Origin of the sequence: Microbulbifer sp. MI-G (genome assembly GCF_030440425.1) — a bacterium.
Classification (GTDB): domain Bacteria; phylum Pseudomonadota; class Gammaproteobacteria; order Pseudomonadales; family Cellvibrionaceae; genus Microbulbifer; species Microbulbifer spongiae.
In genome coordinates, this window is sequence record NZ_CP098023.1 from 1,784,165 (window position 1) to 1,799,795 (window position 15,631).

Genomic DNA, 15,631 nt, shown 5'->3' on the forward strand with positions numbered 1-15,631 from the left:
CTATTGGGATTTGGTTTGCTGTTTTTTGTTGTTGGACTTTCTCGCAATGCGGTCGCGAATCAGATCAAAGGTCTGGTGCTTCTTCGCGGGCTTGTGCTTGAAATTCTGTGTTATCAATTTTTTATCAGCCAGGGCGGCCAGGGAAAACTCCGCTCCGTGGCAGTTCAGGCAGACAGGTAACATTTTTTCATTGGGACGCAGATTGTGGTTTTGATTGTGGTTAACAACGATCTGGTTGGCATGGGTTTCCCGTGGAAGGTGGCAGCTGGCACAACTGGGACCGCTTTTGGGATTGTTTTCCCAGATATTGAAATGGGGGGAATCCCGGTAAGCCAGACTGTGTTCGTCGCTGTGACAGCCAAGGCAGGATTCCACTGCGGCATAGTGCACATTGACTGAATGGGCGTCGTGGCAGCTGGTGCAGTTCAATTCCCCCGATGCATCCGCTTGCATGGGGATTCTTGCCTGCAGCGGTGACATGGCACCGATGCGCTCAACAAGCCCGTGTGAAAGTTTGGAGGATAGGCGCATCCCGTGTTTGCCCTGAGTAAAGGATTTTTTTTGTTCGCTGTGACAGCTCGCACACTGTTCCACCACTTCCAGGCTGCTGAACTGCTGTTGGTTGTCGATATGGCACTGACTGCAGTTGACAGTGGCTCTGGCGTGAGCACTTTGCGCCCATGCTGTACGGATCTCTAAAGTTGAATTCAGGTCCAGGTCGGCTTGTTCCGGCTGCAGGGGCTGTTTGTGCGGGTGTTCCCGCAGCCACATCTGCATCGCGGTTCGGGCGGGCAAATGGGCATTCTCCAACAAATCCGGTTGCCCTTCATGGTCAGTCAGAAAATCTTCGTAGAGCGTGCCATTGTCGTGATAGTTATGGCAGCCGGCACTGGCACAGGTTTCGAAACCAAAGTCTCTATGGCTACTGCGCTCCTGTGCAATATCGCTGTGGCAGTGAAAACAGAAGTCCCCGGCCAGGCTGACCCCCATCTCGCGGGTAATTTCCGGTTTGTGCTCGGTGTGACAGCTGACGCACTGGCGCGCATCGAGTGTCTCCAACAGCGGCGCGTTTCTCGGGTCGAGAAATTTTTTTCGCGGGTGGGAGTCGTCTGCCAGTTCCAGTTCCTCGGCATGGCAATTCAGGCACGATTGCTGCATGGCCTCCTCGCCCGCAAAACCATCGGTATGACACGACATACAGTCCAGTTCTATCTGGTGGTGCCCGTGGCTCGTTTCCCCGGTGATGAACAGGGATTTGTCGGCAACCTCCAGGTTATACGCAGCCAGCGACCCCACGGCCAAGGTCAGCAGCAGGCCATAATGCCAGAATTTAAATTGATAGGATTTCATTTAAAAATAGTAAACCGCAAGAATATGGTAGGCGAGCAGTACCGGCAGCGCCCAGAGCAGGGCATAGTGGACACGGGACCACCATTTGCGATGCTCGCGCAGTTTCAGGTCTGTCCAGTGGTGGTTGCGTGCCATAAACACACCGACAAGTGAACCGGTTGCAGTCGCGGTGAGAAAAACAAGCATCAGTGCCAGGTTCAGATTTTCTCCCAGGCGAAACCCCGTGTGCACTACAAGGGCAAGGAGCGATATCAGACCAATCACACTGTGCGCATAGCGCCAGTGATCCATATGGCCAATGGTGAATTTCTTCCACCGCTTTCGTACGCTGAGTGCTGCTGTGAGCAGGCACAGCACGAGAATGGTGTAGCCGGTGACCTGCTTCCAGAAGTTGTCGTACCAGAGTTTTTGCCAGGAAAAGGCTGTTTGCACCGTGTCGGAAACCGGTGCAGCCGGCATCAAAAATGCCAGCGCAATAAGGAGCAGGGACAGTGCGGATGTGATCAATATTCCCCTGGCGTGACGCATCACCAGATTGGGCGCGGGAGCATCCAGTAACTCCGCCATCAGTGGGCGGCAGCTGCCGCATATAGAGCCGGCAGTTGTGGCCTGCTGCAATTCATTCAAGGTACGCTTGCCCTCGGATATGGCCTTGCACAGGTCTCCTTTACTCACGGAGTTGCACTGGCATACCAGGTAGCTATCGGGGAAATGCTTAATAGTGGTGGCCGTCTGTTTTGCAAACAGACGACCTGTAGTTTCAAAGCTCCTGAGGGTGCGCTGGTTGACTTTTTCCTGCCCAGCCACAGCCTGGCGCAGGCCGTTGGCTTCATTCCAGCTGCCAATATAGACTGCGCCGAGGATACGTCCATCCCCGATAAACAGTTTGCGATACACCCCGTTGAAACGATTGCGGTAAGCGTACCTTTGTACATTGTGCTGGTAGTGGATACTGTCCGAAGTAACGTCGCCGATAATGGCACAGGGGATGTGGGCAATCTTGAGCTGGATGTCGGTATAGCTCCCGGTATAGGGGCGCTGTAACCGGGGGGCACCGTGATTGCGACGGATATGGGAGCAGCAGCTCTCCACCTGCTCATATCCGGGACGTACCAATTGGTAAATTTTTTGATCAAATTCGGCACATTCCCCCACTGCGTATATATCGGGGTCGGAAGTTTGCATCCATTCATTGACAACAACGCCGCGCTGTGTTTTCAGCCCGCTCTGTTGCGCAAGCGTCACTTCGGGCTGAATCCCGGTACACAGCACTATAGCGTCGACACTCAGGGTTTTGCCACTGACAAATCGCAGCCTGGATTTTTTGCCATCCGCTTCGATTGCCTGCAACGAGTCGCCGATTTCGAGATTGACACCGAGTGCCGAGAGCGAGGATTTCAGGAACGCTTCGCCCTCTTCCCCAAGCAGACCACTGAGCAAATATCCCCGCGACTGTAAAGTGACTGTGTTCTTTGGAGTTTTTAATGCGGTTGCGGCTTCAAGACCCAATGCACCGGCGCCTACGATACAAATATCGGCGTGCCGCTCGCGCAAGTTGATCAAATCGTGGGTATTGCGCAGGCTGCGAAAGGGGTACACAGTGGGCAGTTCGGTACCTGCGATCTGGGGAATGGCCGGATTGGAGCCAGTGGCCAGAATCAGTTTGGTGTAAGGCTGTGTATTTCCCGCTGCATCAGTCACCGTTTTGTGCGTGCGGTCAATGGAGAGAATTTTTCGGTCGATATACTCGGCCAGCCTGTGGTCACGCTGGCCAAGGATTGGGTTGTCCAGCTCTGCCCGTTCCACATGGCGGGACAGATACTGTGAAAGTTTTACCCGGTTATAGGGTGATTCCGTTTCGGCCCCATAGATAACAACCTGCGCCTCATCACAAAACTCCAACAGCTTTTGGGCACAGCGGACACCAACCGGCCCTGTGCCCACAACAACGTAAATTGGATAGCTGTCATTGCTTGTGTACGTGTTATCTGGTGAATATTGCTGAACAGGTGAACTGTCTAGTTCAGTCATACACCTCCCCCCAAGTCCTTCGGCTTTGCCACCGGCCCGATGGTTATTCTTATTGTTAAGCTACAAATCCCTGAATACCAATTAGACCGACATCCCACAGAAAGATTTTTTTTTAAACTCTACTTCCTCTATATTTAAACAAAATTAAATAAACGTCTAGTGTTGAATGACAACGATGCAGAAAAGGCTGTTGAGGGAGTTTGGTGTGGTCAGTAACGCTATCTGTGGCTGTCACAGCACGCATTGGGGGAAATGGGGATGTCAAGCTGGAGAAAAATATAATCGATTTATTTTGTATAGCGGGATTTTTCGGTTAGTTTGTGAGCGATTCTGAATGGATTTCGCAGGGTGTTGGCAAGGGACTTGAAGGCATGCGGCCCCATCCCTGTGGGCTGCACAAGTTTTAGTGGTCGGGCCCTATATTACACATTGTTGCGTGGCGGCCAGGTTTTGCCTGATTCCAAAAGAGGGTCGGGTGTCCGTTACGGCTCGTCCCGGATTTTGTCACGGACAATCCTCAGGCTGGTTGGTAAAGCACGTAGAGCTCCTTTTCTTCCAGGGCAGTGCGGCGGGTCAGTGCCTCTCCAATTTTCTGGTAGTCCATTTTAAAATCTCGAACCATTTCCGGTGTAAAGGCTTCGTGATTGTACTGTTTGCAGAACTGCACAACCGTATTGGCGATTTCATTCATATCGGAACGAAAATCCTTGATCACCTGCAGTGTGTGGGTATCGCCGGCGAGAGTCTGCTCCAGGTAAACATAGAAGCGCACGTTTTCCTTGATCAGGTGGGCCTGGAAGGTGGATTTGAACTGGGTGAGCAACTGGGACAGCTGGCGATAATTTTGCTGCTCATACCCCTCTGACCAGATGCGCTGGAAAATGCCGACCAGGTTCCGATGGTCGTCTTCCAGGGCCTTGATGAGTGTGGGGTCGTAGGAAATGGTCCGGTTTCCCTTGGCACTGGAGTAGGCGCTGCGTGTGTATCTCTCTTCGAGATCTGCGCTGTCTCTCGACTTGTCACTGCGGAACATACCGGAAAGAAAGCTAAGCATGTGTCATACCCTTGGTGGAGATTATGGATTGGTGAGTTGTGCAAGTGTGTTGTTCCGCGGATCGGGAGAGTACCCTGTGGGCTTGGCACTGTTCCCCCTGGCCGGGAGTGGCGGATTTTACATTGGATGACAGGGGCTTTAAGGTTGAATGGAGACCGGATTTTACTCAGTTGTGAAAGATGAGAGGTGTATCACAACTTCTGCTTGGGAGGTGATTGCTTTCGCAAAAGAGGGCTGGAACCATGGTACTCAGTATTGGCGAAAAAAGAAGAAACCCGGCTCTGCCGGGTTTCTTCTCTGCTTATCTAGCGTTGATCCAGGGGGATATAGTCGCGCTGGGTATAGCCGGTGTAAAGCTGGCGCGGGCGGCCAATCCTGTATGGGTTGGAGATCATTTCATTCCAGTGGGCAATCCAGCCTGCAGTGCGGCCGGTAGCAAAAATAACCGTAAACATATCGGTGGGAATGCCGATCGCTTTCATAATAATGCCGGAGTAGAAATCCACGTTCGGGTAGAGTTTCTTTTCCACAAAGTAGTCGTCCTCAAGGGCGATCTTCTCGAGTTTTCTGGCGATCTTCAGCAATGGGTCATGCTCGACACCCATAGCACCCAGAACCTCGTCACAGATACCCTGCATGACACGGGAGCGCGGGTCGAAATTTTTATAGACACGGTGGCCGAAGCCCATCAGGCGGAAAGGGTCATTCTTGTCTTTGGCGCGTTTCACAAACTCATCGATACGGCTTTCGTCACCGATCTCCTGCAGCATGTTCAGTACCGCTTCGTTGGCACCACCGTGCGCGGGCCCCCACAGGGCGGCAATGCCGGAGGAGATACAGGCGAAGGGGTTGGCGCCGGAGGAGCCGGCCAGGCGCACGGTAGAGGTGGAGGCGTTCTGCTCGTGGTCAGCGTGCAACAGGAAGATGATATCCATCGCCTTGGCCACAATTGGATCGATTCTGCTGGATTCACAGGGATTGCCAAACATCATGTGCAGAAAGTTCTCGGAGTAGCTGCGGCTGTTGTCCGGGTACATGAAGGGCTGACCGTTGGAGTGCTTGAAGCACATGGCAGCCAGTGTGGGCATTTTGGCGATCAGGCGGTGTGCAGAAATTTCTCGGTGCTCCGGATTATTGATATCCAGGGAGTCGTGGTAGAAGGAAGCGAGGGCGCCAACCACACCGCACATCATGGCCATGGGATGGGCATCGTAGCGGAAACCCTTAAAAAAGCTCACCAGGGATTCATGCACCATGGTGTGTGACAAGATGGTGTCAACATATTCTTTTTTCTGCTTGGCGTCGGGCAGTTCTCCATTCATCAGCAGGTAGCAGGTCTCCAGATAATCGGACTGCTCTGCCAGTTGCTCAATAGGGTAACCACGGTGTAGGAGCTGGCCCTTGGCGCCATCGATAAATGTGATTTTGGATTCGCAGGCAGCGGTGGATACGAAACCCGGGTCGTAAGTGAACAGGCCCTTGCCGGTCAGGCTGCTGACATCCACCACCTCGGGGCCGAGGGTGCCGGAGAGAACGGGCATCTCAATAGCGCCGTCAATACCATCAACTGTGAGTAGCGCTTTTTTATCGGACATTGCGGACTCCTAAAAACTGTTCCTTTGGCGGCCTTTGCCCAGGATTCTAGTGTGCTGGCAGCCTTTTGAGCGGGGCCAAACTTAAGTGTCGGGCCGTAAATTGTCAAACCAAAAGGGGTGGACGGCCAGTCTGATTGTGGCAGGATATCCGGTAGCAGGGTGGGCTCCCTGGAGCTTTTATCTAGAGGGAGGCATAAAAGTCTACGGAAATCCTGCGATCCCGGATGGGTGCCTGCAAGGACTCCGAAAGCGGGCCTGTTCCCGGACATTCGTTGTGTTTTGACTATTGAATGCCTATAATCCGCGCGGCTTGCGCCACGGTACAGCTACTTTTGTATAAGACTCACCCGGGTCGAGTGCCAAGTGATCAGCAAGCGGCTCGTCCCTTCTTTGAAAAGCTAACGGGCGCCCGGTCGTTCAGGGCAACAAGGTGTTTTTCCTGTGAACAAAAACAGACCTGTCAATCTAGATCTTTCCACTATTCAGCTTCCCGCTGCCGCTTTGGCTTCCTTTTTGCACCGCGTTTCCGGCGTTGTGCTTTTTGCTGTTGTCGCGCTGTTGCTCTATATGCTCGATGTCAGCCTGAAATCGGAACAGGGCTTTGCCGATGTGGCGGCAGTATTTAACAGCCTCCCTGCCAAGCTCGTGCTGTGGGCCTCACTGGCCGCGCTTATTTACCATCTGCTGGCCGGGGTGCGCCACCTGTTGATGGATATGGGCATTGGTGAAAGCCTGGAAGGTGGCCGCCGCAGCGCTGTCACAGTACTGGTGCTGAGTGTCATCCTGATTCTACTGGCGGGGGTATGGTTGTGGTAAGAACAGTTACAAGTTTTGGCCGTAGCGGCACTTTCGACTGGTTGTACCAGCGCGTTACCGCGGTGGTGCTGATCGTCTATCTCCTGTTTATTGTCGGCTTTATTTTCCTTACAAAAGACTTTGGCTACCAGGCCTGGTCAGAGTTGTTCGCCCAGCGCTGGATGCGTGTGTTCAGTCTGGTGGCCCTGCTGTCGGTCATTATTCACGCCTGGATCGGACTCTGGTCTGTTGTCACCGATTACATCACCAACCGGGTGATGGGGGGCAAAGCCACGGTGCTGCGCCTGTTTGTGGAAGCCGCTCTGGCGGTAGTTGCCGTGTTGTACACGGTGTGGGGCATCGAAATTCTCTGGGGTGTATAAGTGATGGCGAACATGCGTACTATTTCCTTTGACGGGGTTGTCATCGGTGGCGGCGGCTCCGGCATGCGCGCGGCACTGCAGATGGCCCGCTCCGGCTACAAAACCGCAGTCATCAGCAAGGTCTTCCCGACCCGTTCACACACGGTGTCCGCCCAGGGCGGTATCACCTGTGCCATCGCCAGTGCCGACCCGAATGACGACTGGCGCTGGCACATGTACGACACGGTGAAGGGATCCGATTACATCGGTGACCAGGATGCCATCGAATATATGTGCTCTGTGGGCCCCGAGGCGGTGTTTGAACTGGAGCATATGGGACTTCCTTTCTCCCGTACCGAAACGGGCCGTATTTACCAGCGTCCGTTCGGCGGTCAGTCAAAGGACTACGGCCGCGGTGGTCAGGCCGCGCGCACCTGTGCGGCGGCAGACCGCACCGGACACGCCCTGCTGCACACCCTTTACCAGAACAACATCAGGCACGACACGGAGTTCCTGAATGAATGGTTTGCCATTGACCTGGTGAAGAACCAGGACGGCGCGGTTGTGGGTGTGATCGCTTTGTGTATCGAAGATGGCGAGATCGTCTTTATCAAGTCCAGGGCGACGGTGTTCGCCACCGGTGGCGCCGGTCGAATCTACGCCTCCACCACCAATGCCCATATCAATAGCGGTGACGGTGTGGGGATGGCCCTGCGCGCGGGTATGCCGGTGCAGGACATTGAGATGTGGCAGTTTCACCCCACCGGTATCTATGGTGCCGGCGTACTGGTGACCGAAGGCTGTCGCGGCGAGGGCGGTTACCTGATCAACAAGGATGGCGAGCGCTTTATGGAGCGCTACGCACCCAATGCCAAGGATCTCGCCGGCCGCGATGTCGTGGCCCGCTCCATGGTGCTCGAAACGCTCGATGGCCGCGGCTGTGGGCCCGAGGGCGACCACGTACTGTTGAAAATTGACCACCTGGGGGAAGAATTGCTCAACAGCCGCCTGCCGGGTATCTGCGAGCTGTCCAAAACATTTGCCCATGTGGACCCGGTGAAGGAACCGATACCCGTGGCACCCACCTGCCACTATATGATGGGCGGTATCCCCACCAATGTGCACGGCCAGGCCCTGACCCAGGACGCGGCCGGCAATGACCATATCATCGACGGCTTCTACGCTTGTGGTGAGGTGGCCTGTGTCTCGGTGCACGGCGCCAACCGCCTCGGTGGCAACTCCCTGCTGGACCTGGTGGTCTTTGGCCGCGCTTCGGGCCTGTTTATCGAGAAGGCCCTGCGCGAGGGAATTGAGCACCGCGAGGCCTCCGAGTCGGATATCGAAGCGGCCATGGCGCGCCTGAACCGCCTGGAAACCTGCGAGACTGGCGAAAAGGCCGCCGGTCTGCGCAAGGAGCTGCAGGGTGTGATGCAGAACCATTTTGGCGTATTCCGCCGCGGCGACTATATGGCGGAAGGTGTGAAGAAGCTGGCGGGTCTGCGCGAGCGTATCGAGAACGTGCGTCTGGACGACAGGAGCCGCGCCTTCAATACCGCCCGTATCGAAGCGCTGGAACTGCAGAATCTGCTCGAGGTTGCCGAGGCCACTGCGATTGCCGCCGAAGCCCGCACCGAGAGCCGCGGGGCCCATGCGCGCGAAGACTTCCAGGAGCGCGACGACGAGAACTGGCTGTGTCACTCCCTGTATTTCCCGGTGGAAAAACGGGTTGGCAAGCGTGCGGTAAACTTTGCGCCAACCACCATGGAAGCCTTTGAACCAAAAGCTCGCACCTACTGATTCGGGAGCGGAATAGAGTATGTTGAAAGTCAGTATTTACCGTTACAACCCGGAAACCGACAAAGCGCCCTATATGCAGGACTACGAGCTGGATACCCAGGGCAAGGACCTGATGGTTCTGGATGTGCTGGAGCTGCTCAAGGCCGAAGACTCCACTCTGTCCTTTCGCCGTTCCTGTCGCGAGGGTGTGTGCGGTTCCGACGGCATGAATATCTCCGGGCGCAACGGCCTCGCCTGCACCACGCCTCTGTCGGAAGCGGCACCGAAAGGCAAGCTGGTGCTGCGGCCACTGCCGGGCATGCCGGTGATCCGCGATTTGGTGGTGGATATGGAACAGTTTTACGAGCAGTACAGGAAGATCGAGCCATACCTGCAAAATGATACCCCTGCGCCCGCTATTGAGCGCCTGCAGTCCCCGCAAGACCGTGAAAAACTCGATGGCCTGTACGAGTGTATTCTGTGCGCCTGCTGCTCCACTGCCTGTCCATCCTATTGGTGGAACCCCGACAAGTTTATCGGGCCCGCCGGGCTGCTGCAGTCCTACCGCTTTCTGGCGGACAGCCGCGATCTGGCTACTGAGGAGCGGCTCTCCAACCTGGACGACCCCTTCAGCGTGTTCCGTTGCCACAGCATTCAGAACTGTGTGAATGTATGCCCGAAGGGATTGAATCCCACCCGCGCCATCGGCCATATTCGCAACATGTTATTGACTCGTGCGGTATAGGGGGTGCAGGGTCGCCCTGCCAGTACCCGCCCGCTTTAGACCCGGGCCGGGTAATGCACTGATCCAGTGACAGCAAGCCGATAAACCGGCATTCAATTGAAAAGGGGAGGTGGCTTTAGGCGCCTCCCTTTTTGTGACTGAAAGGAAAGGCAGTGATTCACGCGATGAGAAGCCCACTGCAACTGAGGTAGGCATTAACATGCATGAAAGTACCATGGAGCAGCTGTGGCGCAGCTCTCATATCTCCGGGGGCAATGCCACCTATGTGGAGGCGCTGTACGAGACCTATTTGCACGATGCCAACGGGGTGCCGGAGGAGTGGCGCAATTATTTTGACAGTCTCCCCCGTGTGGGGGGGAGTAATGATGTTTCTCACGCCGCAGTGCGCCAGCACTTTGAATTGCTCAGCAGGCACCGCGCGCGCCCGGTTGCGGCGCCCGGCTCCGGTTCCGCCAATATGGAGCACGAGCGCAAACAGATCAAAGTGCTGCAATTGATCGATTCCTACCGCCACCGCGGTCATAAAAAAGCCACTCTGGACCCACTTGGTCTGATGGCCCGTGAGCAGGTGCCCGACCTGCAGCTGAATTACCACGGTCTTACCGAAGGGGATTTCGACACCACCTACAATACCGGCAGCCTCTTTATTGGCAAGGAAGAGGCCACCCTGAGGGAAATTGTCGAGAGCCTGGAGCGTACTTACTGCGGCAACCTGGGTGCTGAGATTATGCACCTGTCCAACCTCGAAGAGCAGCAGTGGCTCCAGCAGCGCCTGGAGCGCAGCCAGTCCAGAGCCAATTTCGGCAATGATATTCGCATCGAAATCCTGCAGCGCCTCTCTGCAGCGGAGGGTCTGGAGCGCCATCTGGACTCCAAGTATCCAGGCACCAAGCGCTTTGGCGTGGAGGGTGGGGAAAGCCTGATTCCCATGATGGATGCGTTGATCCGCCGCTCCGGTACCTATGGTGTGAAGGAAATCGTCATCGGTATGGCCCACCGCGGACGCTTGAATACCCTGGTCAATATTCTCGGCAAGAACCCTGCGGATCTGTTTCAGGAGTTTGAAGGCAAGAAGACCCTGGATACTTCCGGGGATGTCAAGTATCACCAGGGCTTTTCCTCCAACGTGATGACTCCCGGTGGCGAAGTGCATCTGGCACTGGCTTTTAATCCCTCGCATCTGGAAATCTGCGCCCCGGTCGTTGTCGGTTCGGTGCGCGCTCGCCAGGACCGCCGCAAGGATGCCACTGGCGAGAAGGTCATGCCCATCAATATCCACGGTGATGCGGCGTTTGCCGGACAGGGTGTTGTGCAGGAAACCCTGCAGATGTCCCAGACCCGCGGTTTCTACACCGGTGGCACGGTACATATCGTGCTGAATAATCAGGTGGGTTTTACCACCAGCAAGCGCGAGGACGCTCGCTCCACCGAGTACTGTACAGACCCGGCCAAGATGATTGATGCCCCGGTGCTGCACGTTAACGGCGACGACCCGGAAATGGTGGTGTTGGCGGCATTGCTGGCGGTGGATTACCGCTATGAGTTCAAGAAAGACATTGTCATCGACCTGGTGTGCTATCGCCGTCGGGGGCACAATGAAACCGATGATCCCTCCGGCACTCAGCCGCTGATGTATCAGGCGATTCGCAAGCACAAGACCACCCGCACGCTGTTTGCGGAAAAGCTGGTCAGCCAGGGTGTCCTGGACAAACCGACGGCAGACAAGCTGGCCAATGATTACCGCGATAAACTGGACGCGGGCGAAGATGTGGCCACCGGTTTGGTAAAGCAGCCGGATGCTTCCATGTTTGTGGATTGGGGCCCCTACCTGGGTCACGACTGGCAGGAGCCTGCCGATACCGGCTTTGCCCTGCCGAAACTGCAGGATGTGGCCAACCGTATGACCACGGTGCCCGACGGTATCGTGATGCAGCGCCAGGTCTCCAAAATTTACGATGATCGACGCAGAATGGCCGGTGGCGCTCTGCCGTTGAACTGGGGTATGGCGGAAACTTTGGCTTACGGCACCCTGCTGGAGCAGGGCTATATGATCCGCTTTACCGGGGAGGACGTGGGGCGCGGCACCTTCTCCCACCGCCATGCGGTGATTCACAGCCAGAAAGACGGCCAGTGCTATGTGCCATTGCAGCACATGTTTGAAGACCAGCCACCCTTTTATATTTATGACTCCCTGCTGTCGGAAGAGGCGGTACTGGCCTTTGAATACGGCTATTCCACCACCACGCCGAAATCCCTGGTGGTATGGGAAGCGCAGTTCGGGGACTTTGCCAACGGTGCCCAGGTCGTGATCGACCAGTTCATCACCTCCGGTGAGCACAAGTGGGGGCGTATGTGCGGCCTGGTGTTGATGCTGCCACACGGTTACGAGGGCCAGGGTCCGGAACACTCCTCGGCGCGCCTTGAACGCTTTATGCAACTGTGTGCCGAGCACAATATCCAAGTGTGTAATGCCACTACGCCAGCGCAGATCTTCCACCTGTTGCGCCGGCAGGCTATCCGCCCGATGCGCCGTCCATTGGTTATTATGAGTCCGAAGTGGATTTTGCGTCACAAACTGGCCACTTCCAGTCTGGAAGCCCTGGCGGAGGGGCATTTCCACACAGTGATCCAGGATCAGGGCGTTGACCCGGCCAAGGTCAAGCGCCTGGTCCTGTGTTCCGGCAAGGTGTACTACCACCTGCTGGAGGCGCGTCTGGAGCGTACCCAGGAAGACGTGGCCCTGGTGCGTATCGAGCAGCTGTACCCCTTCCCCGACGCAGCATTCGTGGAAGCGGTTTCCGTGTACAAAAATATCAAGAGTGCCGCCTGGTGCCAGGAAGAGCCCATGAACCAGGGCGCCTGGTACCACAGCCAGCACCATCTGCGCCGCCTGCTGGCGGAGACGCACCCCAAGCTGGACCTGGAATATGTAGGGCGTGTGCCCTCAGCGGCACCTGCGGCGGGCTATATGTCCACGCATCTGGAGGAACAGAATAAGTTCATCAACGAGGCGCTGACCGTCAAACAACGGCGGCAGTCAGTAAAGCAGAGTCAATCTCAGGAAACAGGAAAATGACGATCGAGATTAAAGCGCCAACTTTCCCGGAATCCGTCCAGGACGGCACTGTTGCCACCTGGCATAAAAAACCCGGCGAAGCCGTGTCCCGCGATGAACTGATCGTGGATATTGAAACCGATAAGGTAGTACTGGAAGTGGTTGCACCGGCAGATGGCGCCCTTTCCGAGATCCTCAAGAACGAGGGCGACACGGTGCTCTCCAATGAAGTGATCGCCAGGTTTGAGCCGGGAGCCGGCGCCGCAGCTGCTCCGGCGGAGGAGCAGGCCGAGGCGCCTGCCGCCAAAGACGCGGTGCCCGTTACCGATGAAAAAATCACTATGCCCTCTGCCCGCAAGATGGCAGCGGAAAAGGGCCTTGATCTGAGTGGTGTGGAGGGCACCGGCAAAGGCGGGCGGGTCCTCAAGGAAGATGTGATGAAGGCGGGCTCCACACCCGCCGAAGCGGCGCCGGTTGCTGCTGTTGAAGTCGCCGTTGCTGCGGGTGAGCGCGTAGAGAAGCGTGTACCCATGAACCGTATGCGCAAACGTATCGCCGAACGCTTGCTGGACGCGAGTCAGTCCACCGCCATGCTCACGACTTTCAATGAAGTCAATATGCAGCCGGTCATGGACCTGCGCAAAAATTACAAAGTGCTGTTTGAGAAGGTCCACAACGGCACCCGCCTGGGTTTTATGGGCTTTTTTGTCAAGGCGGCAGTGGAGTCGCTGAAGCGCTACCCGGCGGTAAACGCCTCTATCGATGGTGACGATATCGTCTACCACGGCTACCAGGATATCGGTGTGGCAGTCTCCTCCCCAAAAGGGCTGGTGGTTCCTATTCTGCGCAATGCCGGCAACATGGGCCTTGCGGATATGGAAAACAGCATCCGCGATATGGGGACGCGCGCCCGCGACGGCAAGCTGTCCATCGAAGAGATGACCGGGGGCACCTTCACCATTACCAATGGCGGTGTGTTCGGCTCTCTGCTTTCCACCCCGATCCTGAACCCGCCGCAAACTGCAATCCTGGGTATGCATAAAATCCAGGAGCGCCCCATGGCAGTCGATGGTAAGGTGGAAATCCTGCCGATGATGTACTTGGCACTGTCTTACGATCACCGCCTGATCGATGGTAAGGAAGCGGTTGGCTTTCTGGTGGCAATTAAAGAGATGATCGAAGATCCGGCGCGCATTCTGCTGGAAATCTGAGTGCCCTTGTTCAGGGGCCGCTCCGGCGCTTCCCTCGATCACACTGAAATTAGAAAAATCTGGAACTGATCATGTCGGAAAAATTTGACGTAATCGTAATTGGCTCTGGTCCCGGTGGTTATGTCGCTGCCATCCGTGCCGCTCAACTGGGTCTGAAAACCGCCTGTATTGAGAAGTGGAAGAACAGGGAGGGGAAAAACGTAAACGGGGGCACCTGCCTGAATGTGGGGTGTATCCCGTCAAAGGCACTGCTGGACAGCTCGTGGAAATATCACGAGGCCAAGGATGCGCTCGGTGTGCACGGCATTTCGGTTGGCAAGGTCGAGATGGATGTCAGCAAGATGATCGAGCGCAAGGAAGAGATCGTCAAAAAGCTGACCGGTGGTGTGGCCGGCCTGTTTACCGCCAACAAGGTGACCTCTATCTTTGGTACCGGTAAACTGCTGGCCAACAAAAAAGTGGAAGTGACCGACGACGAAGGCAACACCAATGTCTACGAAGCCGAAAACGTCATTTTGGCTTCCGGTTCTGTACCGGTCAATATTCCGCCCGCCCCGGTAGACAACACAATCATAGTCGACTCCACCGGCGCTTTGGAATTCACTGAGGTGCCCAAGCGCCTGGGTGTCATCGGTTCCGGTGTGATCGGTCTGGAGCTGGGTTCCGTCTGGAGCCGTCTGGGTTCCGACGTTGTGGTTCTGGAGGCGCTAGACACATTCCTGCCAATCATGGACCAGCAGATTGCGAAAGAATCCCACAAGATTCTCAAGCGGCAGGGCCTGGATATCCGTCTTGCCTGCCGTGTTACCGGCTCCGAGGTGCAGGGCGGTGCAGTGACTGTTACTTACCAGGATAAAGACGGTAAGGAGCACCGCGAAACCTTCGACAAACTGATTGTTTGCGTCGGTCGTCGCCCCTATACCGAAGGCCTGCTGGCCGAAGATGCCGGTGTAAAGATGGACGAACGTGGATCTATCTACGTCAACGATCTGTGCATGACTTCCGCACCGGGCGTCTGGGCGGTTGGCGATGTGGTGCGCGGCCCCATGCTTGCACACAAGGCCTCTGAGGAAGGGGTTGTGGTTGCCGAGCGCATCGCCGGCCAGAAGCCCATGATGAACTATGATGTGATCCCCAATGTAATTTATACCCACCCGGAAATCGCCTCGGTTGGCCGTACTGAAGAGCAGGTGAAGGCCGATGGCGAACCCTACAACGTGGGCAGCTTCCCGTTTGTGATCAACGGCCGTGCCATGGCAGCCAATGACGCTCAGGGCCTGGTAAAAATCATCGCTCACGGGGAAACTGATCGCGTATTGGGTGCCCATATTGTCGGCCCGTCCGCTGCGGATCTGGTGCAGCAGGTGGCAATTGCGATGGAATTCGGTTCCAGTGCCGAGGATATCGGCATGACCGTATTTGCGCACCCGACCCTTTCCGAGGCCGTGAAGGAAGCGGCCCTTGGTGTGAATGGCCATGCGATTCACGCCGTAAACCGCAAAAGGCGCAAGTAAGCGCAATGTTCGATCGCGGGGCAGCCAATTAAAAGTTAAGAGGCTGCCCCGGTTTCATTTGCGGAATTCAAAATTTGCAGCGATGTAAAGGTTGAATTTTGTCTTCAGGTGCAGAGTAATCTGCAATTAATAAACACATGTGA

Annotated in this window: 11 protein-coding genes; 7 read left to right on the forward strand and 4 right to left on the reverse strand. The window is 55.9% G+C overall.

From position 1 onward, the window contains the following. From M8T91_RS07635 to gltA, 4 genes are all read right to left on the reverse strand, one after another. Nucleotides 1–1,350, reverse strand: a complete 1,350-nt coding sequence (locus tag M8T91_RS07635; RefSeq protein ID WP_301418396.1) for a cytochrome c3 family protein — start codon at nt 1,348–1,350, stop codon at nt 1–3. Further along, complete coding sequence (locus M8T91_RS07640; RefSeq protein WP_301418398.1) at nt 1,351–3,381, reverse strand: FAD-dependent oxidoreductase; 2,031 nt, start codon at nt 3,379–3,381, stop codon at nt 1,351–1,353. Nucleotides 3,382–3,898: 517 nt separating this feature from the next. Then, nucleotides 3,899–4,435: a hemerythrin domain-containing protein gene (locus tag M8T91_RS07645; RefSeq protein WP_301418400.1), complete on the reverse strand. Its 537-nt coding sequence runs from the start codon at nt 4,433–4,435 to the stop codon at nt 3,899–3,901. Between the two features lie 305 nt (nt 4,436–4,740). Next, entirely contained in the window at nt 4,741–6,030 is a 1,290-nt protein-coding gene (gene gltA, locus M8T91_RS07650; RefSeq protein ID WP_301418402.1) for a citrate synthase, read from the reverse strand. Nucleotides 6,031–6,471: 441 nt separating this feature from the next. Here gltA and sdhC point away from each other — a divergent pair, with 441 nt between their 5' ends. From sdhC to lpdA, 7 genes are all read left to right on the forward strand, one after another. Continuing rightward, entirely contained in the window at nt 6,472–6,846 is a 375-nt protein-coding gene (gene sdhC / locus M8T91_RS07655; RefSeq protein ID WP_301418404.1) for a succinate dehydrogenase, cytochrome b556 subunit, read from the forward strand. Beyond that, on the forward strand, nt 6,834–7,208 hold the full coding sequence (sdhD, locus tag M8T91_RS07660) for a succinate dehydrogenase, hydrophobic membrane anchor protein (protein WP_436970328.1): 375 nt from the start codon (nt 6,834–6,836) through the stop codon (nt 7,206–7,208). The genes sdhC and sdhD overlap by 13 nt, the downstream gene beginning before the upstream one ends. A gap of 3 nt (nt 7,209–7,211) precedes the next feature. Next, nucleotides 7,212–8,984, forward strand: coding sequence for a succinate dehydrogenase flavoprotein subunit (gene sdhA, locus M8T91_RS07665; RefSeq protein ID WP_301418407.1), 1,773 nt, complete (start codon nt 7,212–7,214; stop codon nt 8,982–8,984). Nucleotides 8,985–9,003: 19 nt separating this feature from the next. Next, nucleotides 9,004–9,708 (forward strand): succinate dehydrogenase iron-sulfur subunit, encoded by a 705-nt coding sequence (locus M8T91_RS07670; RefSeq protein WP_301418408.1) that lies wholly within the window; start codon nt 9,004–9,006, stop codon nt 9,706–9,708. Between the two features lie 199 nt (nt 9,709–9,907). Then, a complete protein-coding gene (locus M8T91_RS07675; protein ID WP_301418410.1) occupies nt 9,908–12,784 on the forward strand; it encodes a 2-oxoglutarate dehydrogenase E1 component in 2,877 nt (958 codons plus the stop codon). After that, on the forward strand, nt 12,781–13,974 hold the full coding sequence (gene odhB / locus M8T91_RS07680; protein WP_301418412.1) for a 2-oxoglutarate dehydrogenase complex dihydrolipoyllysine-residue succinyltransferase: 1,194 nt from the start codon (nt 12,781–12,783) through the stop codon (nt 13,972–13,974). The genes M8T91_RS07675 and odhB overlap by 4 nt, the downstream gene beginning before the upstream one ends. Before the next feature lie 71 nt (nt 13,975–14,045). Beyond that, nucleotides 14,046–15,488, forward strand: coding sequence for a dihydrolipoyl dehydrogenase (gene lpdA / locus M8T91_RS07685; RefSeq protein ID WP_301418414.1), 1,443 nt, complete (start codon nt 14,046–14,048; stop codon nt 15,486–15,488). Nucleotides 15,489–15,631: the final 143 nt, after the last annotated feature.